Genomic DNA, 19,654 nt, shown 5'->3' with positions numbered 1-19,654 from the left:
AGCGCGCCATGGCAGAAAGGCGCCGTTGAGAACACCAACAAACGTATCCGACGCTTCATGCCTGGTGACACGGATCTTGCCAATGTCACCCAGCAACAGCTGACCGAGTTGGCGCATCATCTAAACTCACAGCCTCGCAAATGCCTCGGATACCGGACCCCCGCCGAAGCCTTTGCTGCCTATTTGCGCGAGGGTGGCTGATGCCCTACCCTCCAAGGCGGCCATGATGCACTTGGGTTAGCTTCTCCATGGCTATTTAGTAATGCGACAGTTGGGCCAGTTAGAGATGCGACAGTCTCGCCTCTCGACGACTGGTCAATGCCAATGTCGGGAGCAAGGATGACGATCTTCAGCCTGGTCGAGACCATGAGCGGTCGGAGTCGTCATGTCCTGTTTGATCACTATGTCGCAGAAAGAATTGCATCGCCTCGAACTCATCCAGAAGATCCGTGACGAACGCTTGAGCGTTGTCCAGGCTGCCGAACGGCTCGACCTCAGTCGAAGTCAGGTCCATCGGCTGCTGCAGGCCTATGACCGGGATGGTCCGGCCGGGCTTGTTTCCAAGAAGCGATCACGGCCGAGCAACCGGCGCCATAGCGATGAGTTTCGCAATGCGGCGCTGGACCTGATCCGCGAACGCTATCTGGATTTCGGTCCGACGCTGGCGCGTGAGAAACTGATCGAGCTACACCAGATCTCGGTAGCTAAGGAGACATTGCGGCAATGGATGACCGAGGCCGGCATCTGGGTCTCACGCAGAGAACGCAAGAAGCGGGTTTTCCAGCCACGCGGCCGACGTGATTGCTTTGGCGAACTGGTGCAGATTGACGGTTCGCATCACAGGTGGTTCGAGAACCGTGGTCCCAAATGCGCCCTGCTCGTCTATATCGATGACGCGACTGGCAAGCTGCTGCATCTACGGTTTGCCGGATCGGAGAACACATTTGACTATCTGCACGCGACGAAGGCCTATCTGCAGCAATGGGGCAAGCCGCTAGCGTTCTACAGTGACAAGCATGGCGTTTTCCGCAGTACGCATGCGTCTGAGAAAGACCGGACGAGCGGCCTGACACAGTTCGGTCGAGCGCTTTATGAGCTGAACATCGACATTATCTGTGCCAATACCCCGCAGGCCAAAGGCCGGGTGGAGCGCGCCAATCAGACATTGCAGGATCGGCTGGTCAAGGAGTTGCGGCTTCGCGGCATTGACACGATCAAGGAAGCCAACGCCTATGTGCCTGAGTTCATTACGGATTTCAACGCGCGTTTTGGCAAGCAGCCGCGTAATCCGAAGGACATGCACCGGCCGTTGGCCGATCACGAGAACCTCGACGGCGCCATGTGCCGCAAGGAGGTCCGCACGCTGTCGCAGGCCCTGACGCTGCGTTACGACAAGGTCTTGTTCATTCTCGATCCGACTGATCTTTCCAGGTCTCTGGCGGGTAAGAGGGTTGTTGTCTGCGACTATCCGGACGGGCGTCTCGAGATCATGCACGAGAGCTTTGCCCTGCCCTACAGAACCTTTGACACGTTACGCTCCGTGCATCGCGCCGAGGTCGTCGATAACAAGCGGCTGGACGACATGCTGTCTGTTGTCGCCGAGCTGCAGGCTGGGCGGGAGCAGCAGCGCAGCAAGGGCGGACCACGGCGAACTGGGCAGACGGACCATATGTTCGGCATTCGCGATGGCAGCACGGGGAACGGCTACCAGAAGCGTGGACGCAAGCCGAGAACGGATTACATGAACGATCCGCTGGTGATCGAACGGCGGGAGAAAGCGTTATTGAGGCAGCCGGCTGCGGAATAAAGGGCGTCAATGCACGCCGATATCGCTCTGCGTATCTGACTCCAATTGCAGGCAGGCGGACCAAAGCGGCGTCTTGTGGAAGGCTCCGTCTTGAAGAAGCGTGAGCCCTTCTCGTGCCTCATAAAGCAGGCCCAGCCAGCACAGGCGTCGCAGGACGCCATATTGGAGATCGGATTTGAGCTCCCAGGCTTCCAGGGTCATTTCGGTAGCGGACAGAGGTGCCATGTCTGGATAGAGGGTCTTCAGGACGTCCAATGGCGTGCAGCCTTCTCTCGCCTTGATGTTGAGAAGATTGAGGAACATGCGCCACCAGCGTAGGCGCGCTTGCACCTGCGCTTCCCGCTCGGTGGCATGGACATACGAATAGAGGTAATCCGTGGCGACCAGATCGAAGAAGGCTTGCGGATTCACCAGAAACTCCCGGCCGCGTCTGGTTGGCAGCAGCACATCCTTTTTCCGGCGAAGCAGCTTCAGATGGCGGGTCATGTCGCGCACGACCCAGAGCGGCGGCATGTCGCTTTCGTTCAGCACTTTGTTCATGCTGTAGAGGTCTTCGGCTGTGAAGTCGGGCCAGAGGAAGTTCACAGCGGCCCAATGTACGAATTTGCGGTTCATGGCGCCGGTCGCCGTCAATCCTATGCCACCCTCACCGTCAGCATAGGCAACGGACAGAAGCATGCCGCGAAGAAGTGGTGACAGCGCGGCGACATCGACGTCACCCTGCAGCTTTATTTCCGGAAGCATCGCGCGACTTTGATCCCTACCCCGCCCCATGCAGGTGCGCGGGAGTATCGGCCGGCGACGGAACAATTGCCACTGAGAAAGCTAAAGCCGAAGGGGTGCCCCTCACCCGCCCCCGCTCCGCCCTTTCAACCCGGCCCAGCCGGCCGGATCGGGGGCTGATCATCAGAGCCAGTGTCGCGTTTCTAACTGGCTGACAATGGCGCAATACTAATCAGCTTTGACATTATGCGGACGTGGGCGCGCGCCGGCTCCAAGTGATATCTTCTAATTATTTCAATTACTTATCGTCGAACGCTCTGGCGTGCCCCTATGCTATCAGCCATTGTCCTTCGCCGACGTCGCGCATGGCGATGATTGTAGCAACGCATCCATCCCGTAAATAGACGTTGATGTGAGATGCAACCTGTCTGATAGTTCGCGCAACGTCACATACTCTCCTCATGCTCACCATCAGAACAGAATGCGCATTAAACATATGAGATTCCCTATTTTTCTTCGTTTCCTGGCAGCGTTAACGCTTGCTGCAGCCTGCACGTCAGGGCTGCCGGCCCACGCGGACAGCCCATCCGCACCATGGCCGCAGACAATCAGCGACCTGCCGGCGGAACCTGGCATCCGCTTCGGCACGCTCGAAAACGGTATGCGGTTTGCGATCATGCGCAACGCCACACCGCCGGGACAGGCCGCGATTCGCTTCCGTATCGGCGCCGGCTCGCTTGATGAGAACGACAATCAGCAAGGGCTGGCGCATTTCCTCGAACATATGGCCTTCAAGGGCTCGACGCATGTTGCCGGTGACGAGATGATCCGCATCCTGCAGCGCAAGGGCCTGGCCTTTGGGCCGGACACCAACGCCAATACCTCCTATGATGAGACCGTCTATGCGCTCGATCTTCCCGAGGTCGATGCGGACACGCTTTCGACCGGCCTGATGCTGATGCGCGAAACGGCGAGCGAGCTGACGCTGGATGCCGGCGCCTTCGACCGCGAGCGCGGCGTCATCCTGTCGGAAGAGCGGCTGCGCGACACACCGCAATATCGCGCCGCAATCGGAGTCACGAACTCCCTGCTCGCTGGCCAGCGCGTGACGATGCGCTCACCGATCGGCAAGATCGACATCATCAGCCATGCGCCTGTCGATCTGCTGCGAGATTTTTACCACACCAACTACCGGCCCGAACGCGCCACATTGATCGTGGTCGGCGATGTCGATCCCGCTGCCATGGAAATCGAAATCAGGCAGCGCTTCAGCGACTGGAAGGCGGCCGCCCCGGCCCCGCAAAAACCCGATCTCGGGCCGTTGAAGCCGAAAAGCGAAAGCGCCGAGGTCATCACGGTCCCCGGCGGCACAACGAATGTTCAGATCGCCTGGACGCGTCCCTATGACACTTCCCCTGACACGTTCGCCAAACGCCGGGCAGAACTGATGGAGGACCTCGGACTTCTGGTGCTGAAGCGCCGTCTGGGTGCCATGGCCAGCAAAGGCAACGCGCCCTTCATTAGCGCCGCCGTCGGCTCCCAGGATCTTTTCGACTCCGCCCGTCTCGTTGTCGTCATGGCGAATTGCGAGCCGGATAAATGGCAGGCGGCGCTCACAGCCATCGATCAGGAACAGCGCCGCTTCCAACAATTCGGGGCCGACCAGGCAGAGGTCGATCGCGAGATCCTCGAATATCGCTCGCTCCTGCAGGCCACTGCGGCAGGCGCCTCGACCCGCACGAGCACCGACGTCGCTTCGATGCTGGCCTCCAGCGTCGATGACAATCAGGTCTTCACCTCGCCAGCGGAAGATCTGTCGATGTTCGAGACCATGACAAAGGGTGTTACGGCTGCCGAGATCAATCAAGTCCTGCAGTATGTCTTCTCCGGTAACGGCCCGCAACTCGTGCTGCAGACTGGGCAATCACCGCAGGGTGGTGCCGACGATGTCAGACAAGCCTATGACGCGTCCCGGGCGGTATCGGTCACGGCTCCATCGAGTGCAGCAGCCGTCGTCTGGCCCTATACCCATTTCGGTGCGCTAGGCGCCGTCGTCGAACGCCGCACGGTCGACGATCTCGGCCTGACAATGGTGCGCTTTGCCAACGGGGTGCGACTCACCGTCAAGCCAACCAAGCTGCGCGCCAACGAGGTGCTGGTGCGCGAGGATATCGGCCGCGGCCGCCTGGACCTGCCGAACGACCGTCCCTTAGCGATCTGGACATCGCCGGCCGTGGTATTATCCGGCACGAAGGCCATGGATTACCAGGACATGCAGAAAGCGCTTGCGGCCAATATCGCCAGCATCGATTTCTCCGTGGACGACAGCTCCTTCCAGTTCGACGGGCGTACGCGGACGGAGGATCTTGCGACGCAGCTGCAGATGATGACGGCTTACACTTCAGATCCCGCTTATCGGCCCGAAGCCTTCAAGCGTGTCCAGCAAGCCTATTTGAATAACCTCGATCAGTATGAGGCAACGCCGGGCGCCATTATCAGCCGCGATTTCGCCGGCCTCGTTCATTCCGGCGACCCGCGCTGGACCTTCCCCGATCGCGCCCAATTGTCAGCCGCGAAGCCGGAAGATTTCGAGGCGCTGTTCGGGGGCCATATTTCCACGGGGCCGATCGATATCACCATCGTCGGCGATATAACGGCGGACGATGCCATCCGCCTGACGGGCGAAACCTTTGGTGCTCTGCCGGCCCGCCCGGACAAGACGTCGAGCGACGACGCAAAGAACGTGCATTTCCCGATGCCCACCGCAACACCCGTCACGCAGACCCACAGCGGCAGGGCCGACAACGCCGCGGCGATTGTCGCCGCCCCCATCGGCGACATGCTCTCGGATATGCAGCGGGGCTTTACCGCGAACGTTGCCGGCCAGATCTTCGAAAACAGGCTGATCGACCAGTTCCGCATTGCCGAAGGCGCGACCTACAGTCCGCAGGGCGATATGGACCTCTCGTGGGAGATTCCCGGTTACGGTTACGCCTATCTCTATGTCGAGACGACACCGGCCAAGATCGACGATTTCTATGCGCTTGTGGACAGGATCGCCACCGATCTCAGGTCAAACGACGTCTCGCCGGACGAACTGGTTCGCGCTCGTGAACCCATTATCGAGACATTGAAGCACCAGCAGCAGAGCAACGAATATTGGATTCAATATCTGCACCGCGCTCAAACGGACCCTCGCCGTCTGGAGCGGATACGCGACAATCTCAGCGGCTACGGCAAAGTCACCGCCGAGGATATCCATCAATTTGCGATGACCTATTTCCGGCCGGATAAATTCTGGAAATTCGAGGTGCTGCCAGCAGCGGTACGATAGGCTTAGGATGCTTTAAGGCCGGATCCCGACGGTGGCCGCGTGCTTCGGGATCCGCTTCCGATTTTGTTTCATCCACACCGCTTAATGCCTGACAATGCCGAGCGGGATTGCCTGCGTAAAAACGTCGAGATCGTTTTGATGGCGGAGCTGCACGCAGCTGGCTAGATGCCCAAACGAATTCACCGGTCTTCGCATGGCATCCGATCATTCTCAGCCCATTCAGGAATATGCGCGCATTGTGCGCGAGAAGAACCTTTTGAAGCTTCGTCTTCTTTCTGTTGACCGGCAGCTTGCCACGGCCAGCGGCGCCTGGAAATCCTATCTGGAGGAGACGCGCCTCTCGGTCATCGAAGCGATGCTTGCGCTTGAGGAAGAGGGCGAAGGCTATCTCTTGCTGATGCGCAAGGACTGCCCGACGTAAGTTCCCTTCAGGCCGAGGCGAAGGGATGCAAGCGCCCTCTCCGCCTCCTCGATCTCCTTGAGCACCAGGCGTTGCTTGCGATGATCCATTCCGCCTCCGGCAAGTGCGGCATCCACCAGTTCGAGCACGTCCGTCGCCTCGACGACCACTCGCGTCGCACCTCTCTGCAGTGACGCGACAGGCTCTGCCTGTTCCACACCGGAAGAGCGCTCCGCTGCGACAAAGATACTTCCCTCGAGGAGATAGGATGCGAGGCGTGGATCGGGCACGACTTCCAGCAGATTCTGGATTTCGTCAGCGGAAAAACACGTTCTGCTGATCAGGCGCGAGTGGAAGGCCGCGTAATTCATCCCCAGGGCAGCGGCGACGACATCCACCGGATAGGCTCTCTCTACAATAAGGATTGTGTAGACGATGTCTGCGAAAGCACGGCCGCGTTGCGTCATGATCGCCCCCAGGCTCTGTTTCTGCAACTATAGCGGAAGTCGCGTCAAAAGGGAGCGGCTGTTTTGATATCGCATCGGTCAGGGCGATGCTAACGCGGCGCCTCGGCGGGAGACACCCCACCTGCCGGGGAAAGGCCACCTGCCTTCGAGTCCGTCAAGGCGGGTGGCCGGACCGCACCTACAGCAGCGACGCTTTGGTCCCGTTTGCTGGTTTCCGCCCGCAAGGCGTCGCTTTCGGAACGGCGCTGGGATCTTTCTGGTCTACTCTGTAACAGGCAACCGCTGCGGGAGGAGCTGCTGGCGCGTTGCCTTGATTCAACGGAGGAGACGGAAATGAGCAAGAACCGTGGCGTCGTCTATTTGCGGCCCGGAAAAGTGGAAGTCCGCGACATCGACGATCCGAAACTCGAGGCGCCGGATGGCCGCCGTATCGAACATGGCGTCATCCTGAAAGTCATCTCCACCAATATCTGCGGTTCGGACCAGCACATGGTCCGCGGCCGCACCACAGCGATGCCTGGCCTCGTGCTGGGACATGAGATCACCGGCGAGATCATCGAAAAAGGCATCGATGTGGAAATGCTCGAGGTCGGGGACATCGTCTCCGTACCTTTCAACGTGGCCTGCGGGCGCTGCCGCTGCTGCAAATCACAGGATACCGGCGTTTGCCTGACGGTTAATCCGTCGCGGGCGGGCGGCGCCTATGGCTATGTCGACATGGGCGGCTGGATCGGCGGCCAGGCTCGTTACGTCACTGTCCCCTATGCCGATTTCAACCTCTTGAAATTCCCCGACCGCGACAAGGCGATGGCCAAGATCCGTGATCTCACCATGCTCTCCGATATCCTGCCAACCGGGTTCCACGGCGCGGTCAGAGCTGGCGTCGGCGTCGGATCGACCGTCTATGTCGCAGGTGCCGGCCCAGTCGGCCTTGCGGCGGCGGCATCCGCCCGCATCCTCGGTGCGGCGGTCGTCATGATCGGTGACTTCAACAAGGACCGCCTCGCCCATGCCAGCCGCGTCGGCTTCGAGGCCATCGATCTCTCGAAGAGCGACCGGCTGGGAGACATGATTGCGCAGGTGGTCGGCACCAATGAAGTGGACAGCGCCATCGATGCTGTCGGCTTCGAAGCGCGTGGACATTCCGGCGGCGAACAGCCGGCGATCGTGCTGAACCAGATGATGGAGATCACCCGCGCCGCCGGCTCCATCGGCATTCCCGGCCTCTATGTCACGGAAGATCCGGGCGCCGTGGACAATGCGGCCAAGCAGGGAAGCCTCTCTCTGCGCTTCGGTCTCGGCTGGGCGAAGGCGCAGTCGTTCCATACGGGCCAGACGCCGGTGCTCAAATATAACCGCCAGCTGATGCAGGCGATTTTGCATGACCGCCTGCCGATTGCCGACATCGTCAATGCGAAGGTGATTTCACTTGAAGACGCCGCCCAAGGCTACGAGAGCTTTGACCAGGGTGCAGCGACAAAGTTCGTTCTCGATCCGCATGGTGCAATTGCCAAGGCGGCGTGATCGATCGTTACGACGTGCCGGGGCTGCAATGCCCCGGCACTCCTTTATGGAAACGCGATCGGCCGCCCCTCCCCTGCACTTTCGCGCGCCGGATGACAATCAACGCCGCTGCACTGTTCGTTCACTACATCGGGCGAAATCGACAAGACTTTGCCCACACTTCCGGCGTCGTCCTCTGATCGAAGGCGCTGAAACGGATATCGACTTTCTGGCCAAGCGTTAGCTGGTCGATATCGCGCGTGTGGCCATCGTCGCCTCGGCGACTACGCCTTCTCGCTTCGGCAGCGAGATCCTCTCCTGACACGCTGAACGGCAAGACGCCCAGGTCCGCATAATATCGGATCCCCGCCGACGCATCGCATCACAATCATATTGCGAGCAATACAATATAGTTAACGCGATCATAACTTTGGCGGATTCTACTGTGAATCAGGCCCTACTTTTGAGCGAATCACTATCCAATCGAAGTAATGCTTTCTACTTCCAGGCGAGGAGGATGAAATGGCCCAAGCTACTAGAATTACAGATGTTATCGATTCATTCGGAATTGATACACATATCGACTATACCGATGGAAAATATTCCAATATCGCGGAAGTTGTTAAAGCTCTGGGCTATCTTGGCCTCGACACAGTTCGCGATCACGCGCCCACCCCTGCCTCCGACCCTTACGGTCAGGGCCACCTTGGGGACGCGGCAGATGCCGGTGTCAAATTCGTTTTCGTCTCCGGGCGGGATGATACCCCCGCTACTGTGGTCCAGCGACTGCATGCCTTCGTGGAAGCGCATCCCGGTTCGATCGTCGGTATCGAAGGCCCGAACGAGGTCAACAACTGGCCGGTCGCCTATAAGGGGCTGTCGGGAGAGGCGGCTGCGCTTGCCTACCAAAAGGATCTGTTCAACGCGGTGAATGCCGATCCACTGTTGAAGGACATTCCGGTTCTCGGCTTTACCGGTTACACGGTTGCCTCTTCCAACGATTACACGACGATCCACACCTATGCGAAAGAGGGCGACCAGCCCTTCTCCTGGCTCTCGCGCGAATCCGGCGACCAGATGCAGGCCGATCCCGGCAAGCCGCTCACCATCACCGAGATCGGCTATCACACGTCGCTGACTGCCGATACCAACGGCGGATGGGAAGGCGTCGACGAGACGACGCAGGCAAAACTGCTTCTCAACACGCTGATGGACGGCGCCTTTCTCGGATCGGAGGGGACCTTCATCTACCAGCTTCTCGATGCCTATTCCGATCCGGGAGGCGCCGATCAGGAAAAGCATTTCGGGCTCTTTCGCCTGGATTATACTCCCAAGCCGGCAGCAATGGCGATCCATAACCTGACGGAAATTCTCGAGGATGACGGCGCGGCGCAGGCGACTTTCAATCCGGGAGCGCTCAATTACACCATCAACGGGCTCCCCTCCACCGCGCGCAGCTATCTGACGGAGAAATCCGACGGAAGCTACCAGATCATCATCTGGAATGAGCCTGATATCTGGAACCAGACGACCGACAAGGCAATCCAGGCAGCGGCGACCAGCGTCACCGTCAATCTGGGCGGAGCTTTCGGGACGGTGCAGGTCTACGATCCGCTGACAGGCGATACACCGGTCAAGAGCTTCAGCGACATATCCTCCCTCAATGTGGATGTCGTCGACCATCCCATCATTATCAACATAGCAGCAAGTGCCGGCGCAGCGCCGGCGCCTGGCCATATCTATGGCGGCACCGGAGACGACACCTTTACGGTCACCTCCCCGACCGACATCGTCGATGAAAGCCGCGGCGGTGGAACCGATACCGTCCTATCGTCGATCAGCTTCAGCCTGGCGGATACCGCCCATGCGATCGGCGCCATCGAGAACCTGACACTGACCGGCAACGCCAACATCAACGCGACTGGCAATGAACTCGCCAACGTTCTCGTGGGCAATTACGGAGCCAACGTGCTGGATGGCGGTGCGGGTGCAGACAGCATGAAGGGCGGAGGTGGCGACGACACTTATATCGTCGATAACACCAATGATGTCGTGATCGAAGCTGGCGGCTCCGGCAGGGATACCGTCAAGTCCTATGTCTCGCTCAGTCTGATGGACAAGGACCATGTGACGGGAACTGTCGAGAACCTGACCCTGTTGGGTGCCGGTAACATCAATGCGACCGGCAACGTCATGAACAACGTTCTCACGGGCAATTCCGGCAACAACAACTTCGATGGCGGCAGAGGCGAAGACCGAATGATAGGCGGCCTCGGCAACGACACGTACAAAGTGGATTCGGCAGGCGACATCGTCGACGAAACAGGCGGCGGTGGCAACGACACCGTCAATGCGTCCATATCCTTCTCTCTGGAGAATGTTCTCGGAACAGTCGAGAATCTGACGCTCACAGGCTCGTCAGCGATCAATGCCACGGGTAACGGCGAAAACAACGTTCTGACCGGCAACATCGCAAGCAACACGCTGTCGGCCGGTGCAGGAAACGACCAGCTCATCGGCGGCAAGGGCAACGATATCCTGAACGGCGGAGCTGGAGCCGACCATTTCGTCTTCGACTTCAAACCCAGCGCTTACAACAACATCGACAGGATCGAGGACTTCTCGGAAAGCGCCGGTGACAAGATCGTGCTCGACCACGAGGTTTTCACAGCCATCGACACAGCGAATTTTTCCGCCGGAAATTTCGTGCTGGGCACAAAGGCTTTGGATTCGAACGACCGCCTGATCTACGACCAGACGACCGGAAAGCTTTACTACGATGCGGACGGCAGCGGGCTTGGCGCGGCCGTACAGATCGCGACGCTCTCCAATCTGGCGGCGCTTCATCACGACGATTTCCTGTTCCTCTAAAATCGGAACCTCGTGTCTTCAAGCGGCGGTCCTATAGGGGCTCCTTTCCGGAGCCCCTTTTTCTTGTCCTTTGCCGGCCCTGCACAACATTGTCCGCAGAGCCATCAGCCGAGCGGAGAGACCATTGCCCTGGACCGCCTATATCATTCACTTTATCGCCGCTTCATTCCTGACCAATGGCGTGCCTCATTTCGTTAATGGCGTCAGCGGCCGGCCTTTCCGCACACCTTTCGTCCGCCTGCAAGGGGCGAAGCTCAGCTCGCCAGTCACCAATGTCATCTGGGGCTGGTTCAATTTCCTCGTCGCCTTCCTGCTCTTTGCCAATATCGGCCCGCTTTATATCGGCACACCGGGCGATACGGTTTTTGTCGCAGCGGGCGTTCTTGTAACCGGCATTCTTCTGGCGCGGATCTTCGGGCGAGACAACGCCTGACAAGTTACTTGCGCATCGCAAGTGCCTTGCATCATGCAAGTGACTTCTGTAGTGACTTGCATCATGCAACGAACAAGCTTCGCCAATTTCAAATGCCCGGCCGCCCGCGCGCTCGACAGCGTCGGTGACTGGTGGAGCATGATGATCCTTCGCGACGCCTTTCACGGGCTGACGCGGTTCGACGAATTTCAAAAGAGCCTCGGCGTCGCGCCGAACATCCTGACGCGGCGACTCGCGCATCTGATCGATGAAGGACTGTTCGAGAAGCGCCTCTACAATGAGCGCCCTGCCCGCTACGAGTATGTGCTGACCGCCAAGGGACGTGATTTCTTCCCCGTTCTGATGGCCCTGTTTTCCTGGGGGCGCCGGCACGCTCCGCAAGAGGATCTTGCCTTCCTGCTGGGTAATGCCGCTTCCGGCGAGGAACGCCAGCCCGTGCTGGTGGATGCAGCCAACGGCGAAGAACTGAAACCCGAAAACACCTGCCTGCTGCCGGGACCGGCCGCTGATGAAGGCGACCGCGAACGGATCGCCCGCATGCGCGCTTATTACCTCGGCATCGACGCCTAGAGCATTTCCATTTTTCTGCGAGACACGGGAATGCTCTATCTCTTTGTTTTTACGCAATTCGGAACGCAAAACTGCTGCGCACTTTTGCCGGAATTGCTTTAGAAAGGACAAATCCATGGAACGCATTGTTGTCACCGGCATGGGACTTGTTTCGCCACTTGGTGTCGGCGTCGAGACGGCATGGAATCGGCTCGTCGCGGGCGGCTCCGGCCTGCGCGTGCTGCCGGAGAATGTGGTCGGCGATCTCGCCGCCAAGGTCGGCGGGGTCGTTCCCTCCATCGAGGAGGACGCCGAAGCGGGTTTCGATCCCGATCGCGCCGTTCCGCCCAAGGACCAGAAGAAGATGGACCGCTTCATCCAGTTCGCGATGGCGGCAACAGACGAAGCTGTGCGCCAGGCCGGCTGGATGCCCGAGGGCGTCGATGCGCGCGAGCGAACGGCGACGATCATCGCCTCCGGCGTCGGCGGCTTTCCGGCGATTGCCGATGCGGTACGCACGGCTGAGACGCGTGGTGTGCGGCGGCTCTCGCCCTTCACCGTGCCTTCCTTCCTCGTCAATCTGGCGGCCGGTCAGGTCAGCATCCGCTACGGCTTCAAGGGGCCGCTCGGGGCGCCGGTAACGGCCTGCGCGGCAAGCGTTCAGGCAATCGGCGATGCGGCGCGGCTGATCCGGTCCGGCGAAGCCGATGTCGCTATTTGCGGCGGCTCGGAAGCCTGCATCGACAAGGTGAGCCTTGGCGGCTTTGCCGCCGCCCGTGCGCTCTCGAGCGGTTTCAACGACAGGCCCGAACTTGCTTCGCGTCCCTTCGATACCGCGCGCGACGGCTTCGTGATGGGCGAAGGGGCCGGCATTCTCGTCATCGAAACGCTTGAGCATGCGCTGGCACGCGGCGCGAGGCCGCTTGCCGAACTCGTCGGCTACGGCACGGCCGCCGACGCCTATCACATGACGGCAGGGCCGGAAGATGGCGATGGCGCCCGCCGGGCGATGGAGGCAGCCTTACGGCAGGCCAGGATCCCGGCTTCCGAGGTCAAGCATCTCAACGCCCATGCGACCTCGACACCAGTCGGCGACAAGGGCGAGACCGCTGCAATCGGTACGGTCTTCGGCCGCGACGGCGGCATTGCCGTCAGCGCCACCAAGTCGGCGACTGGCCATCTTCTGGGTGCTGCCGGCGGGCTTGAAGCCATCTTCACGATCCTTGCGCTGCGCGATCAGATCGCCCCGCCGACGCGTAACCTGGAGATAGCCGATCCGGCAGCCGAAGGCATCGATCTCGTGGGCAAGGTGGCCCGCAAGGTGGCGATGGACTATGCGATCACCAACGGCTTCGGCTTCGGCGGCGTGAATGCCAGCGCCCTCTTTCGCCGCTGGTCCTGACCGGCTCTTTCCTTGCGCGCAAAATAGCCTACACTTCTGCTGATATAGCCGGAGATGATCCCATGCGCGCTTTTTTCGCAGTGCTGGTTCTGTGTGCCGTATCCGTAATGTCAGGCATGGCGGCCCGCGCCGAAGATCCCGTGCAGACAACACAGACGATGATCGAGGAGCAGATCAGGGCATTCCTTAAGGACGATGCGGATACCGCCTATTCCTTCGCCGCGCCCGGCATCAAGGCCATGTATCCCGACAAGAATGTCTTCTTCGCCATGGTGAAGAAGAGCTACGAGCCGGTCTATCATCCCGGCAATTATGCCTTCGGGCGCAGCAGATCGATCGACGACGGCGCAATGATCTATCAGGAAGTCCTGATTTCCGGCCGGGACGGCAAGGATTGGACGGCGATCTATCAGGTCGCTCGTCAGCCTGACGGTAGCTTCAAGATCAACGGCGTGCAGATCGTGCCGAATGCCGACAGCAAGGGCATTTAGTGGATTAAGCATCCCTGCATATTAAAGTTGTGTGAGGTTTCCCCGAAGAGTAGAGAGCCTATATCATTATGTCTGGGGATTGAAACTTAATGCCCACTTCTTTCAAGTATTTGGTCGCTGTCGCGGCGATCGGTTTCGCAGCCATGCCGGGCATTGCTCAGGCGGAATCCTTTTCCAAGCTGACACAGCAAAATTATGCCATCGGCAAACTCACCAAGGGGAAGGTCGGTGGTTATGGCTGGGTCGTCTCGAACGGCAATACACGTTTCTTCTGCCGACTGAATGCCAGCCTGGCGTATGTCAACCAGAAAGAGATGATGAGCATCCTTTCAAGCGGAAGGACCATCAAGCTGGACCGCGCCACGTTTGAGGCATCGATCGGTGGTCCTGATCCGTCTATACCGCAATGGAGCGATCTCCACGCCGGCCGTGTCAAGCCAGCTGACGTCGGGAGCTGTACACCTGTTCGCTGATTGATAACAGCATAGGCGCGTCGTCTCGTTACCAGACGAGAGCCGCAGCAAGGCGGCCCTCGCCGGGATATATCAAACGGGCTCGAGATCGCCCCTCGCCCATTCCTCGATCGTTTCCGCCATGAAATCGGCGAAACGGCCTTCGGCAATCGCCTTGCGGATGCCCTGCATCAGTTCCTGATAGTAGTTCAGATTATGCCAGGAGAGCAGCATGCCGCCGAGTGCCTCGTTGGCGCGCACGAGATGGTGGAGATAGGCGCGCGAATAGTCCCGTGTGGCCGGGCAGTTCGATTGTTCGTCGAGTGGGCGCATGTCTTCGGCGTGGCGGGCGTTGCGGATATTGACCTTGCCGCGTCGGGTGAAGGCCAGGCCATGGCGGCCCGAGCGGGTTGGCATCACGCAGTCGAACATGTCGATACCGCGGGCAACGGATTTCAGGATGTCATCGGGGGTGCCGACGCCCATCAGATAGCGCGGCTTTTCGCCTGGCAGGACCGGAAGCGTCTCTTCGAGCATCTTCAGCATGACGTCCTGCGGCTCGCCGACCGCAAGACCGCCGACGGCGTAGCCCTTGAGGTCGAGTTTGGCGAGTTCCTCGGCTGAGCGGACACGCAGGGCCGGCACGTCGCCACCCTGGACGATACCGAACATGGCCTTGCCCGGCTGGTTGCCGAAGGCAACCTTGCAGCGCTCGGCCCAGCGCAGCGACAACTCCATGGCACGCTCGATTTCCTTGGGCTCGGCCGGCAGCGCCACGCATTCATCGAGCTGCATCTGGATATCGGAGCCGAGCAGCCCCTGGATTTCGATGGAGCGCTCCGGCGACATATGATGCAGGCTGCCGTCGACATGTGACTTGAAGGTGACGCCTTGCTCATCGAGCTTGCGCAGGCCGGAAAGCGACATGACCTGGAAGCCGCCGGAATCCGTCAGGATCGGGTGCTCCCAGCGGATGAGCTTGTGCAGACCGCCGAGGCGGGCGGCGCGTTCGGCCGTCGGGCGCAGCATCAGGTGATAGGTATTGCCGAGGATGATGTCGGCGCCAGTCTCGCGCACCTGGTCGAGATACATGGCCTTGACCGTGCCGACCGTGCCGACGGGCATGAAGGCCGGTGTGCGGATTGTGCCGCGCGGCATGGAAACTTCACCGAGGCGGGCACCGCCATCGGTCTTCTTGAGGGTGAACTGGAAGTTCTCAGTCGTCATCGGTCTTTCCGGAAAAGAAGGCTCGCGTCGCCGTAAGAATAGAAGCGGTAGCCTGTAGAAATGGCATGTTCATAGGCCGTATGCATGGTCTCGAAACCGGTAAAGGCCGAAACCAGCATGAAAAGCGTCGAGCGCGGCAGGTGAAAGTTCGTCATTAGGATATCGACCGCCTTGAAGCGGTAGCCGGGCGTAATGAAGATGCCTGTCGCGCCGGCCCAGGGCTTGATCTCACCGCTCTCCTCTGCAGCGCTCTCGATCAGCCGCAACGAGGTCGTGCCGACGCAGACGATGCGCCCGCCCCTTTGCCGCACGGCATTCAGCCTCGCGGCGATCTCGGCGCTGACATAGCCGCTTTCGAGATGCATCTTGTGATCGTCGGTGTCGTCAGCCTTGACCGGCAGAAAGGTGCCGGCACCAACGTGAAGCGTTACGAAATGCCGTTCGATGCCAGCTTTGACGAGCGCCTCGAACAGATCAGGTGTGAAATGCAGGCCGGCGGTCGGGGCGGCGACGGCGCCCTCCTCCCGCGCATAGATCGTCTGGTAGTCGGCGCGGTCGCGTTCGTCCTCCGGACGCTTGGCGGCGATATAAGGCGGTAGCGGAATATGGCCGACGCTGGCAATCGCTTCGTCCAGTGCAGGGCCGGAGAGATCGAATGCGAGTGTCACCTCACCCGCTTCGCCCTTTTCCTCGACCGTCGCATCGAGCGAGCCGATCATGCAGCTTTCGCCGCCATGGCCGAAGGCGATACGGTCGCCTTCCTTGATACGCTTGCCGGGCTTGGCGAAGGCTTTCCACTTGCTTGCGCCGATGCGCATGTGGAGCGTCGCCGAAACCTGCTGGCCGCCAGCGCCCTCGCGATGACGAATGCCTTCGAGCTGGGCCGGAATGACCTTGGTATCGTTAAAGACCAGCGCGTCGCCTGCCCGCAGGAAGGACGGCAGGTCGGAGACGTGGTGATCGGAAAGAACCGGCTGCGCATTCGGATCGACGACAAGCAGCCGCGCGCTATCGCGCGGCTCGGCGGGCCGCAGCGCTATGCGTTCATCCGGCAGGTCGAAATCGAAGAGGTCTACGCGCATCAAGGTACTTCCAGGCAAAGCGAAACCCGCCCCGCGCTCTCGCGCAAGGGCGGGTTCCTGCAGAAATCACAATCAGACGTCGGCGGCAACCCGCATGGAGACGATCGAATCCGGATCGGAGACGGGCTCGCCCTTCTTGATCTTGTCGATATTGTCCATGCCTTCGATGACCTGGCCCCAGACGGAATACTGCTTGTTCAGCCACGGAGCATCGGTGAAGCAGATGAAGAACTGGGAGTTGGCCGAGTTCGGGCTCTGCGAACGAGCCATCGAGCAGGTACCGCGAACATGCGGCGTTGCGGAGAATTCAGCCTTGAGATCGTCCTTCGAAGAACCGCCCATGCCGGCGCGGCCCGGGTTGAAATTCTCGCCGCCCTTCTTGCCGAACTGCACGTCGCCGGTCTGCGCCATGAAATCGGCGATGACACGGTGGAAAACGACACCGTCATAGGCCTTCTCGCGGGCGAGTTCCTTGATGCGCTTGACATGCTCGGGCGCGACCTGCGGCAGAAGCTGGATGACAACCTTGCCCTTGGTGGTTTCCAGAATGATGGTGTTTTCCGGATCCTTGATCTCGGCCATTGTCGTTCTCCTTCTTGTCTTGAACTTACTTCTTGCCCAGCGTGACCTTGATCATGCGGTCGGGATTGCTGACTTCGCCGTTCTGGCCTTCGCCCTTCTTGATCTTGTCGACGTTTTCCATGCCTGAGACAACCTTGCCGACGACTGTATACTGACCGTTCAGGAACGAGCCGTCCGCGAACATGATGAAGAACTGCGAGTTGGCGGAATTCGGATCCTGGGCGCGCGCCATGCCGACCGTGCCACGGACAAAGGGCGTCTTGGAGAATTCAGCCGGAAGGTCAGGCAGGTCGGAGCCGCCGGTGCCGGCCTGGCTCGCATCGAAGTTCTTTTCCATGTTGCCATACTTCACGTCGCCGGTCTGTGCCATGAAGCCGGGGATGACACGGTGGAACGCGACATTGTCATATTCGCCCTTCTTCACCAGCGCCTCGATCTGCGCCACATGCTTCGGCGCGACGTCAGGCAGAAGCTGGATCACGACCGGGCCGCTCTTCAACTGAATGGTGACATAGTGATCGGCAGCCTGCGCAAAAGCGTCGCCCGCGAAGGAAGCGAGATAGAGCACGCCGGCAAATGCAAGATAGAAGAGTTTCATGTGAGCTCCATTGAGGCGGTATCCGCCTAGGCTTTGCGCTTGGATTTCAGGGCTTGCAAGACGGCCGCCGGCACGAAGGCGCTGACATCGCCGCCCATGGCCGCGATCTGGCGCACTAATGTGGCGGTAATGGGCCGCGAGGCTGTGCCCGCCGGCAGAAAGATGGTCTGGATATCAGGCGCCATCTGCCGGTTCATGCCGGCCATCTGCATTTCATAGTCGAGATCGGTACCGTCGCGCAGGCCGCGGATCAGCAGGCTCGTACCGTGCACCCGTGCGGCGTCAACAACGAGATTGTCGAAGGAGACGACGTCGATATGCGCGCTCTTTTCCGGCAGGACCTCAGCGAGCGACGCACGGATCAGCGCTGCCTTTTCCTCGAAGGAGAAGAGTGGCGCCTTACCAGGATGAATACCGATCGCGACGATCACTTTCTCGGCGACGTTCAGCGCCTGGACCAGCACGTCAACGTGTCCATTGGTGATCGGGTCGAAGGACCCCGGATAGAAAGCTGTGGTCATATCGTCCGGCCGTTTGTTTTCACGCCTTTTGTCATGGAAGGCGGTTTCCCGCAAGTTATTTAGCCGTGCCGCCCGACGCGTCTGAACGATGAATGAACGGGGCGTTCAAGGCCCGCTCAGATGCGATCTGCTTTACTCGGATCATCAACAGAAGCTGCCGGTCCCGGCAGCGTCACTCCCCGGAAAGACCCCGATCATGCTGATCATCCTTATCGCCATAGCCGTTATTTTTTCGGTGTTTGCGGAGCTTTTCTACGGCTACTTCGCAGATCGGCATCAGCTTAGCTGGGTGCGGCCGGAGGTCAATGAACATGCGGCCATCATGCGACAGCTTGGCCGTATGCGTTCTAATCGATTTGAATTCTGAACGGCAGATGAACACGACATTCAAGGTCGCTTCAGATCACGGTTGGTAAATCCCCCGTCAACATCCGGCGGGAACCTTTTAAAGACGGATGCGTTCAAATGATCGACACATACGAGATGCGGAAGCGCGGCAGGAAGGGAATTAAGATGCCTGGCAAGATCACCATGATTAACATGCTCTGGATGGTAATGATTACGGGCATGCTGACTGCCACAATCGCTCTCTATGACAATCAGAAGGTCGATGCCTCCAAGGTCTATGGCCCGTTCGCTTCGGCTCGCTCCGTAAGCGTGCTCGGCCAGTACTGAGGGGCGCGAACGCAACTCCCTACAGAAAGGAACGCCACCATGTTCACGATCCTGACAGTTTTCACAGCACTCATCAGCATCATGTTCATAGTGTCCGTTACTTCGACGATTTCAGCGCTGCGCCGTGAAAGCGAGGAAGTGAAATCGATAAACAAGAAGCATAGCGCTTTTTAAAGCGCCCCGCAGCGCAAGGCATTGAATGCAAGCTGGATGTTCTGCATCCGGCTTTTCTCATGTCGAAGATGCAGGCCGCAGCGCCAGACAGCCGCTCTTTCGCAGCGGCAGAACAAGAAGAGCCCCCTTGCCATAGAGCGCACGCACATAGTCGCTGCGTTCGCTTGTGACGACGGCAAAGCCCCTGCCCCATCGCAGGATGGAGACACCCTCGGGCAATGCGCCGGGTTCGATGCTGCCGGCGGGAAAGACTATAGCAGCCGGCGCCTCACCCGTTGCCGCGAAGACCACAGCAAACAGCGCGAAGACTGCGGCAACGACCGCAATCGCAGTGCCTGTCCTGCGTACCAAGCGCCTGATCAA

22 protein-coding genes are annotated in these 19,654 nt (G+C 59.6%); 13 read left to right on the top strand and 9 right to left on the bottom strand.

The window, feature by feature from the left end; genetic code table 11:
* Together AC1DTN_RS15480 and AC1DTN_RS15475 are read left to right on the top strand one after the other, a co-directional pair.
* Window positions 1-201 (top strand): transposase (locus AC1DTN_RS15480; RefSeq protein ID WP_477921603.1); only part of this gene is annotated, 201 nt, incomplete at its 5' end.
* A 184-nt stretch (window positions 202-385) separates the two neighbouring features.
* On the top strand, window positions 386-1,807 hold the full coding sequence (locus AC1DTN_RS15475) for an ISNCY family transposase (RefSeq protein WP_477921601.1): 1,422 nt from the start codon (window positions 386-388) through the stop codon (window positions 1,805-1,807).
* Window positions 1,808-1,813: 6 nt separating this feature from the next.
* On the opposite strand, the gene AC1DTN_RS15470 is transcribed toward AC1DTN_RS15475, so the two are convergent.
* Window positions 1,814-2,551 carry a hypothetical protein gene (locus AC1DTN_RS15470; protein ID WP_477921599.1) on the bottom strand — a complete coding sequence of 246 codons (738 nt, stop codon included), beginning with the start codon at window positions 2,549-2,551 and terminating at the stop codon, window positions 1,814-1,816.
* 475 nt (window positions 2,552-3,026) lie between these two features.
* Between AC1DTN_RS15470 and AC1DTN_RS15465 the strand changes: the two genes are divergently transcribed.
* Both AC1DTN_RS15465 and AC1DTN_RS15460 read left to right on the top strand, forming a co-directional pair.
* Window positions 3,027-5,864: a M16 family metallopeptidase gene (locus AC1DTN_RS15465; protein ID WP_477921598.1), complete on the top strand. Its 2,838-nt coding sequence runs from the start codon at window positions 3,027-3,029 to the stop codon at window positions 5,862-5,864.
* A 193-nt stretch (window positions 5,865-6,057) separates the two neighbouring features.
* Window positions 6,058-6,285, top strand: a complete 228-nt coding sequence (locus AC1DTN_RS15460) for a hypothetical protein (protein WP_477921597.1) — start codon at window positions 6,058-6,060, stop codon at window positions 6,283-6,285.
* On the opposite strand, the gene AC1DTN_RS15455 is transcribed toward AC1DTN_RS15460, so the two are convergent.
* Complete coding sequence (locus tag AC1DTN_RS15455; protein ID WP_477921596.1) at window positions 6,249-6,731, bottom strand: phage regulatory CII family protein; 483 nt, start codon at window positions 6,729-6,731, stop codon at window positions 6,249-6,251. The two genes, AC1DTN_RS15460 and AC1DTN_RS15455, sit on opposite strands and share 37 nt — an antisense overlap.
* Window positions 6,732-7,064: 333 nt before the next feature.
* Here AC1DTN_RS15455 and fdhA point away from each other — a divergent pair, with 333 nt between their 5' ends.
* Window positions 7,065-8,255: a formaldehyde dehydrogenase, glutathione-independent gene (gene fdhA / locus AC1DTN_RS15450; protein WP_477921595.1), complete on the top strand. Its 1,191-nt coding sequence runs from the start codon at window positions 7,065-7,067 to the stop codon at window positions 8,253-8,255.
* Between the two features lie 124 nt (window positions 8,256-8,379).
* Here the strand turns inward: fdhA and AC1DTN_RS15445 are convergent, their stop codons facing one another.
* Window positions 8,380-8,559 (bottom strand): beta-barrel domain-containing protein, encoded by a 180-nt coding sequence (locus AC1DTN_RS15445; RefSeq protein ID WP_477921607.1) that lies wholly within the window; start codon window positions 8,557-8,559, stop codon window positions 8,380-8,382.
* 197 nt (window positions 8,560-8,756) lie between these two features.
* Here AC1DTN_RS15445 and AC1DTN_RS15440 point away from each other — a divergent pair, with 197 nt between their 5' ends.
* The 6 genes from AC1DTN_RS15440 (at window position 8,757) to AC1DTN_RS15415 (ending at window position 14,453) form a co-directional block, all read left to right on the top strand.
* The gene (locus AC1DTN_RS15440; protein WP_477921594.1) at window positions 8,757-11,105 is read left to right on the top strand and encodes a calcium-binding protein; all 2,349 of its coding nucleotides are present in this window, start codon (window positions 8,757-8,759) and stop codon (window positions 11,103-11,105) included.
* Between the two features lie 124 nt (window positions 11,106-11,229).
* Window positions 11,230-11,538, top strand: a complete 309-nt coding sequence (locus tag AC1DTN_RS15435) for a hypothetical protein (RefSeq protein WP_113319931.1) — start codon at window positions 11,230-11,232, stop codon at window positions 11,536-11,538.
* Between the two features lie 63 nt (window positions 11,539-11,601).
* On the top strand, window positions 11,602-12,108 hold the full coding sequence (locus AC1DTN_RS15430; protein ID WP_113319930.1) for a winged helix-turn-helix transcriptional regulator: 507 nt from the start codon (window positions 11,602-11,604) through the stop codon (window positions 12,106-12,108).
* Between the two features lie 115 nt (window positions 12,109-12,223).
* Window positions 12,224-13,489, top strand: a complete 1,266-nt coding sequence (fabF, locus tag AC1DTN_RS15425; protein WP_477921593.1) for a beta-ketoacyl-ACP synthase II — start codon at window positions 12,224-12,226, stop codon at window positions 13,487-13,489.
* A gap of 62 nt (window positions 13,490-13,551) precedes the next feature.
* Window positions 13,552-13,980 carry a DUF4864 domain-containing protein gene (locus AC1DTN_RS15420; RefSeq protein WP_007812002.1) on the top strand — a complete coding sequence of 143 codons (429 nt, stop codon included), beginning with the start codon at window positions 13,552-13,554 and terminating at the stop codon, window positions 13,978-13,980.
* A gap of 143 nt (window positions 13,981-14,123) precedes the next feature.
* A complete protein-coding gene (locus tag AC1DTN_RS15415; protein WP_477921591.1) occupies window positions 14,124-14,453 on the top strand; it encodes a hypothetical protein in 330 nt (109 codons plus the stop codon).
* 72 nt (window positions 14,454-14,525) lie between these two features.
* Here the strand turns inward: AC1DTN_RS15415 and tgt are convergent, their stop codons facing one another.
* The 5 genes from tgt to coaD all read right to left on the bottom strand — a co-directional run bounded on the left by tgt (window position 14,526) and on the right by coaD (window position 18,442).
* Window positions 14,526-15,659 carry a tRNA guanosine(34) transglycosylase Tgt gene (tgt, locus tag AC1DTN_RS15410; RefSeq protein WP_477921590.1) on the bottom strand — a complete coding sequence of 378 codons (1,134 nt, stop codon included), beginning with the start codon at window positions 15,657-15,659 and terminating at the stop codon, window positions 14,526-14,528.
* A complete protein-coding gene (queA, locus tag AC1DTN_RS15405) occupies window positions 15,656-16,741 on the bottom strand; it encodes a tRNA preQ1(34) S-adenosylmethionine ribosyltransferase-isomerase QueA (RefSeq protein ID WP_477921589.1) in 1,086 nt (361 codons plus the stop codon). The genes tgt and queA overlap by 4 nt, the downstream gene beginning before the upstream one ends.
* A 72-nt stretch (window positions 16,742-16,813) precedes the next feature.
* Entirely contained in the window at window positions 16,814-17,323 is a 510-nt protein-coding gene (locus tag AC1DTN_RS15400; protein WP_037106039.1) for a peptidylprolyl isomerase, read from the bottom strand.
* A gap of 25 nt (window positions 17,324-17,348) precedes the next feature.
* Entirely contained in the window at window positions 17,349-17,921 is a 573-nt protein-coding gene (locus AC1DTN_RS15395) for a peptidylprolyl isomerase (protein WP_113183026.1), read from the bottom strand.
* Between the two features lie 26 nt (window positions 17,922-17,947).
* Complete coding sequence (coaD, locus tag AC1DTN_RS15390; protein ID WP_113319923.1) at window positions 17,948-18,442, bottom strand: pantetheine-phosphate adenylyltransferase; 495 nt, start codon at window positions 18,440-18,442, stop codon at window positions 17,948-17,950.
* Window positions 18,443-18,638: 196 nt separating this feature from the next.
* Here coaD and AC1DTN_RS15385 point away from each other — a divergent pair, with 196 nt between their 5' ends.
* Together AC1DTN_RS15385 and AC1DTN_RS15380 are read left to right on the top strand one after the other, a co-directional pair.
* The gene (locus AC1DTN_RS15385) at window positions 18,639-18,809 is read left to right on the top strand and encodes a hypothetical protein (protein WP_477921588.1); all 171 of its coding nucleotides are present in this window, start codon (window positions 18,639-18,641) and stop codon (window positions 18,807-18,809) included.
* A gap of 98 nt (window positions 18,810-18,907) precedes the next feature.
* Window positions 18,908-19,117 (top strand): hypothetical protein, encoded by a 210-nt coding sequence (locus AC1DTN_RS15380; protein WP_037106047.1) that lies wholly within the window; start codon window positions 18,908-18,910, stop codon window positions 19,115-19,117.
* Between the two features lie 231 nt (window positions 19,118-19,348).
* Here the strand turns inward: AC1DTN_RS15380 and AC1DTN_RS15375 are convergent, their stop codons facing one another.
* Window positions 19,349-19,654 (bottom strand): hypothetical protein, encoded by a 306-nt coding sequence (locus AC1DTN_RS15375; RefSeq protein WP_477921587.1) that lies wholly within the window; start codon window positions 19,652-19,654, stop codon window positions 19,349-19,351.

The sequence above is a fragment of the Rhizobium sp. 01T444 genome (assembly GCF_056398305.1).
Note: the sequence above shows the minus strand (reverse complement) of the source record. Positions and strands in the feature narration are given on the sequence as shown.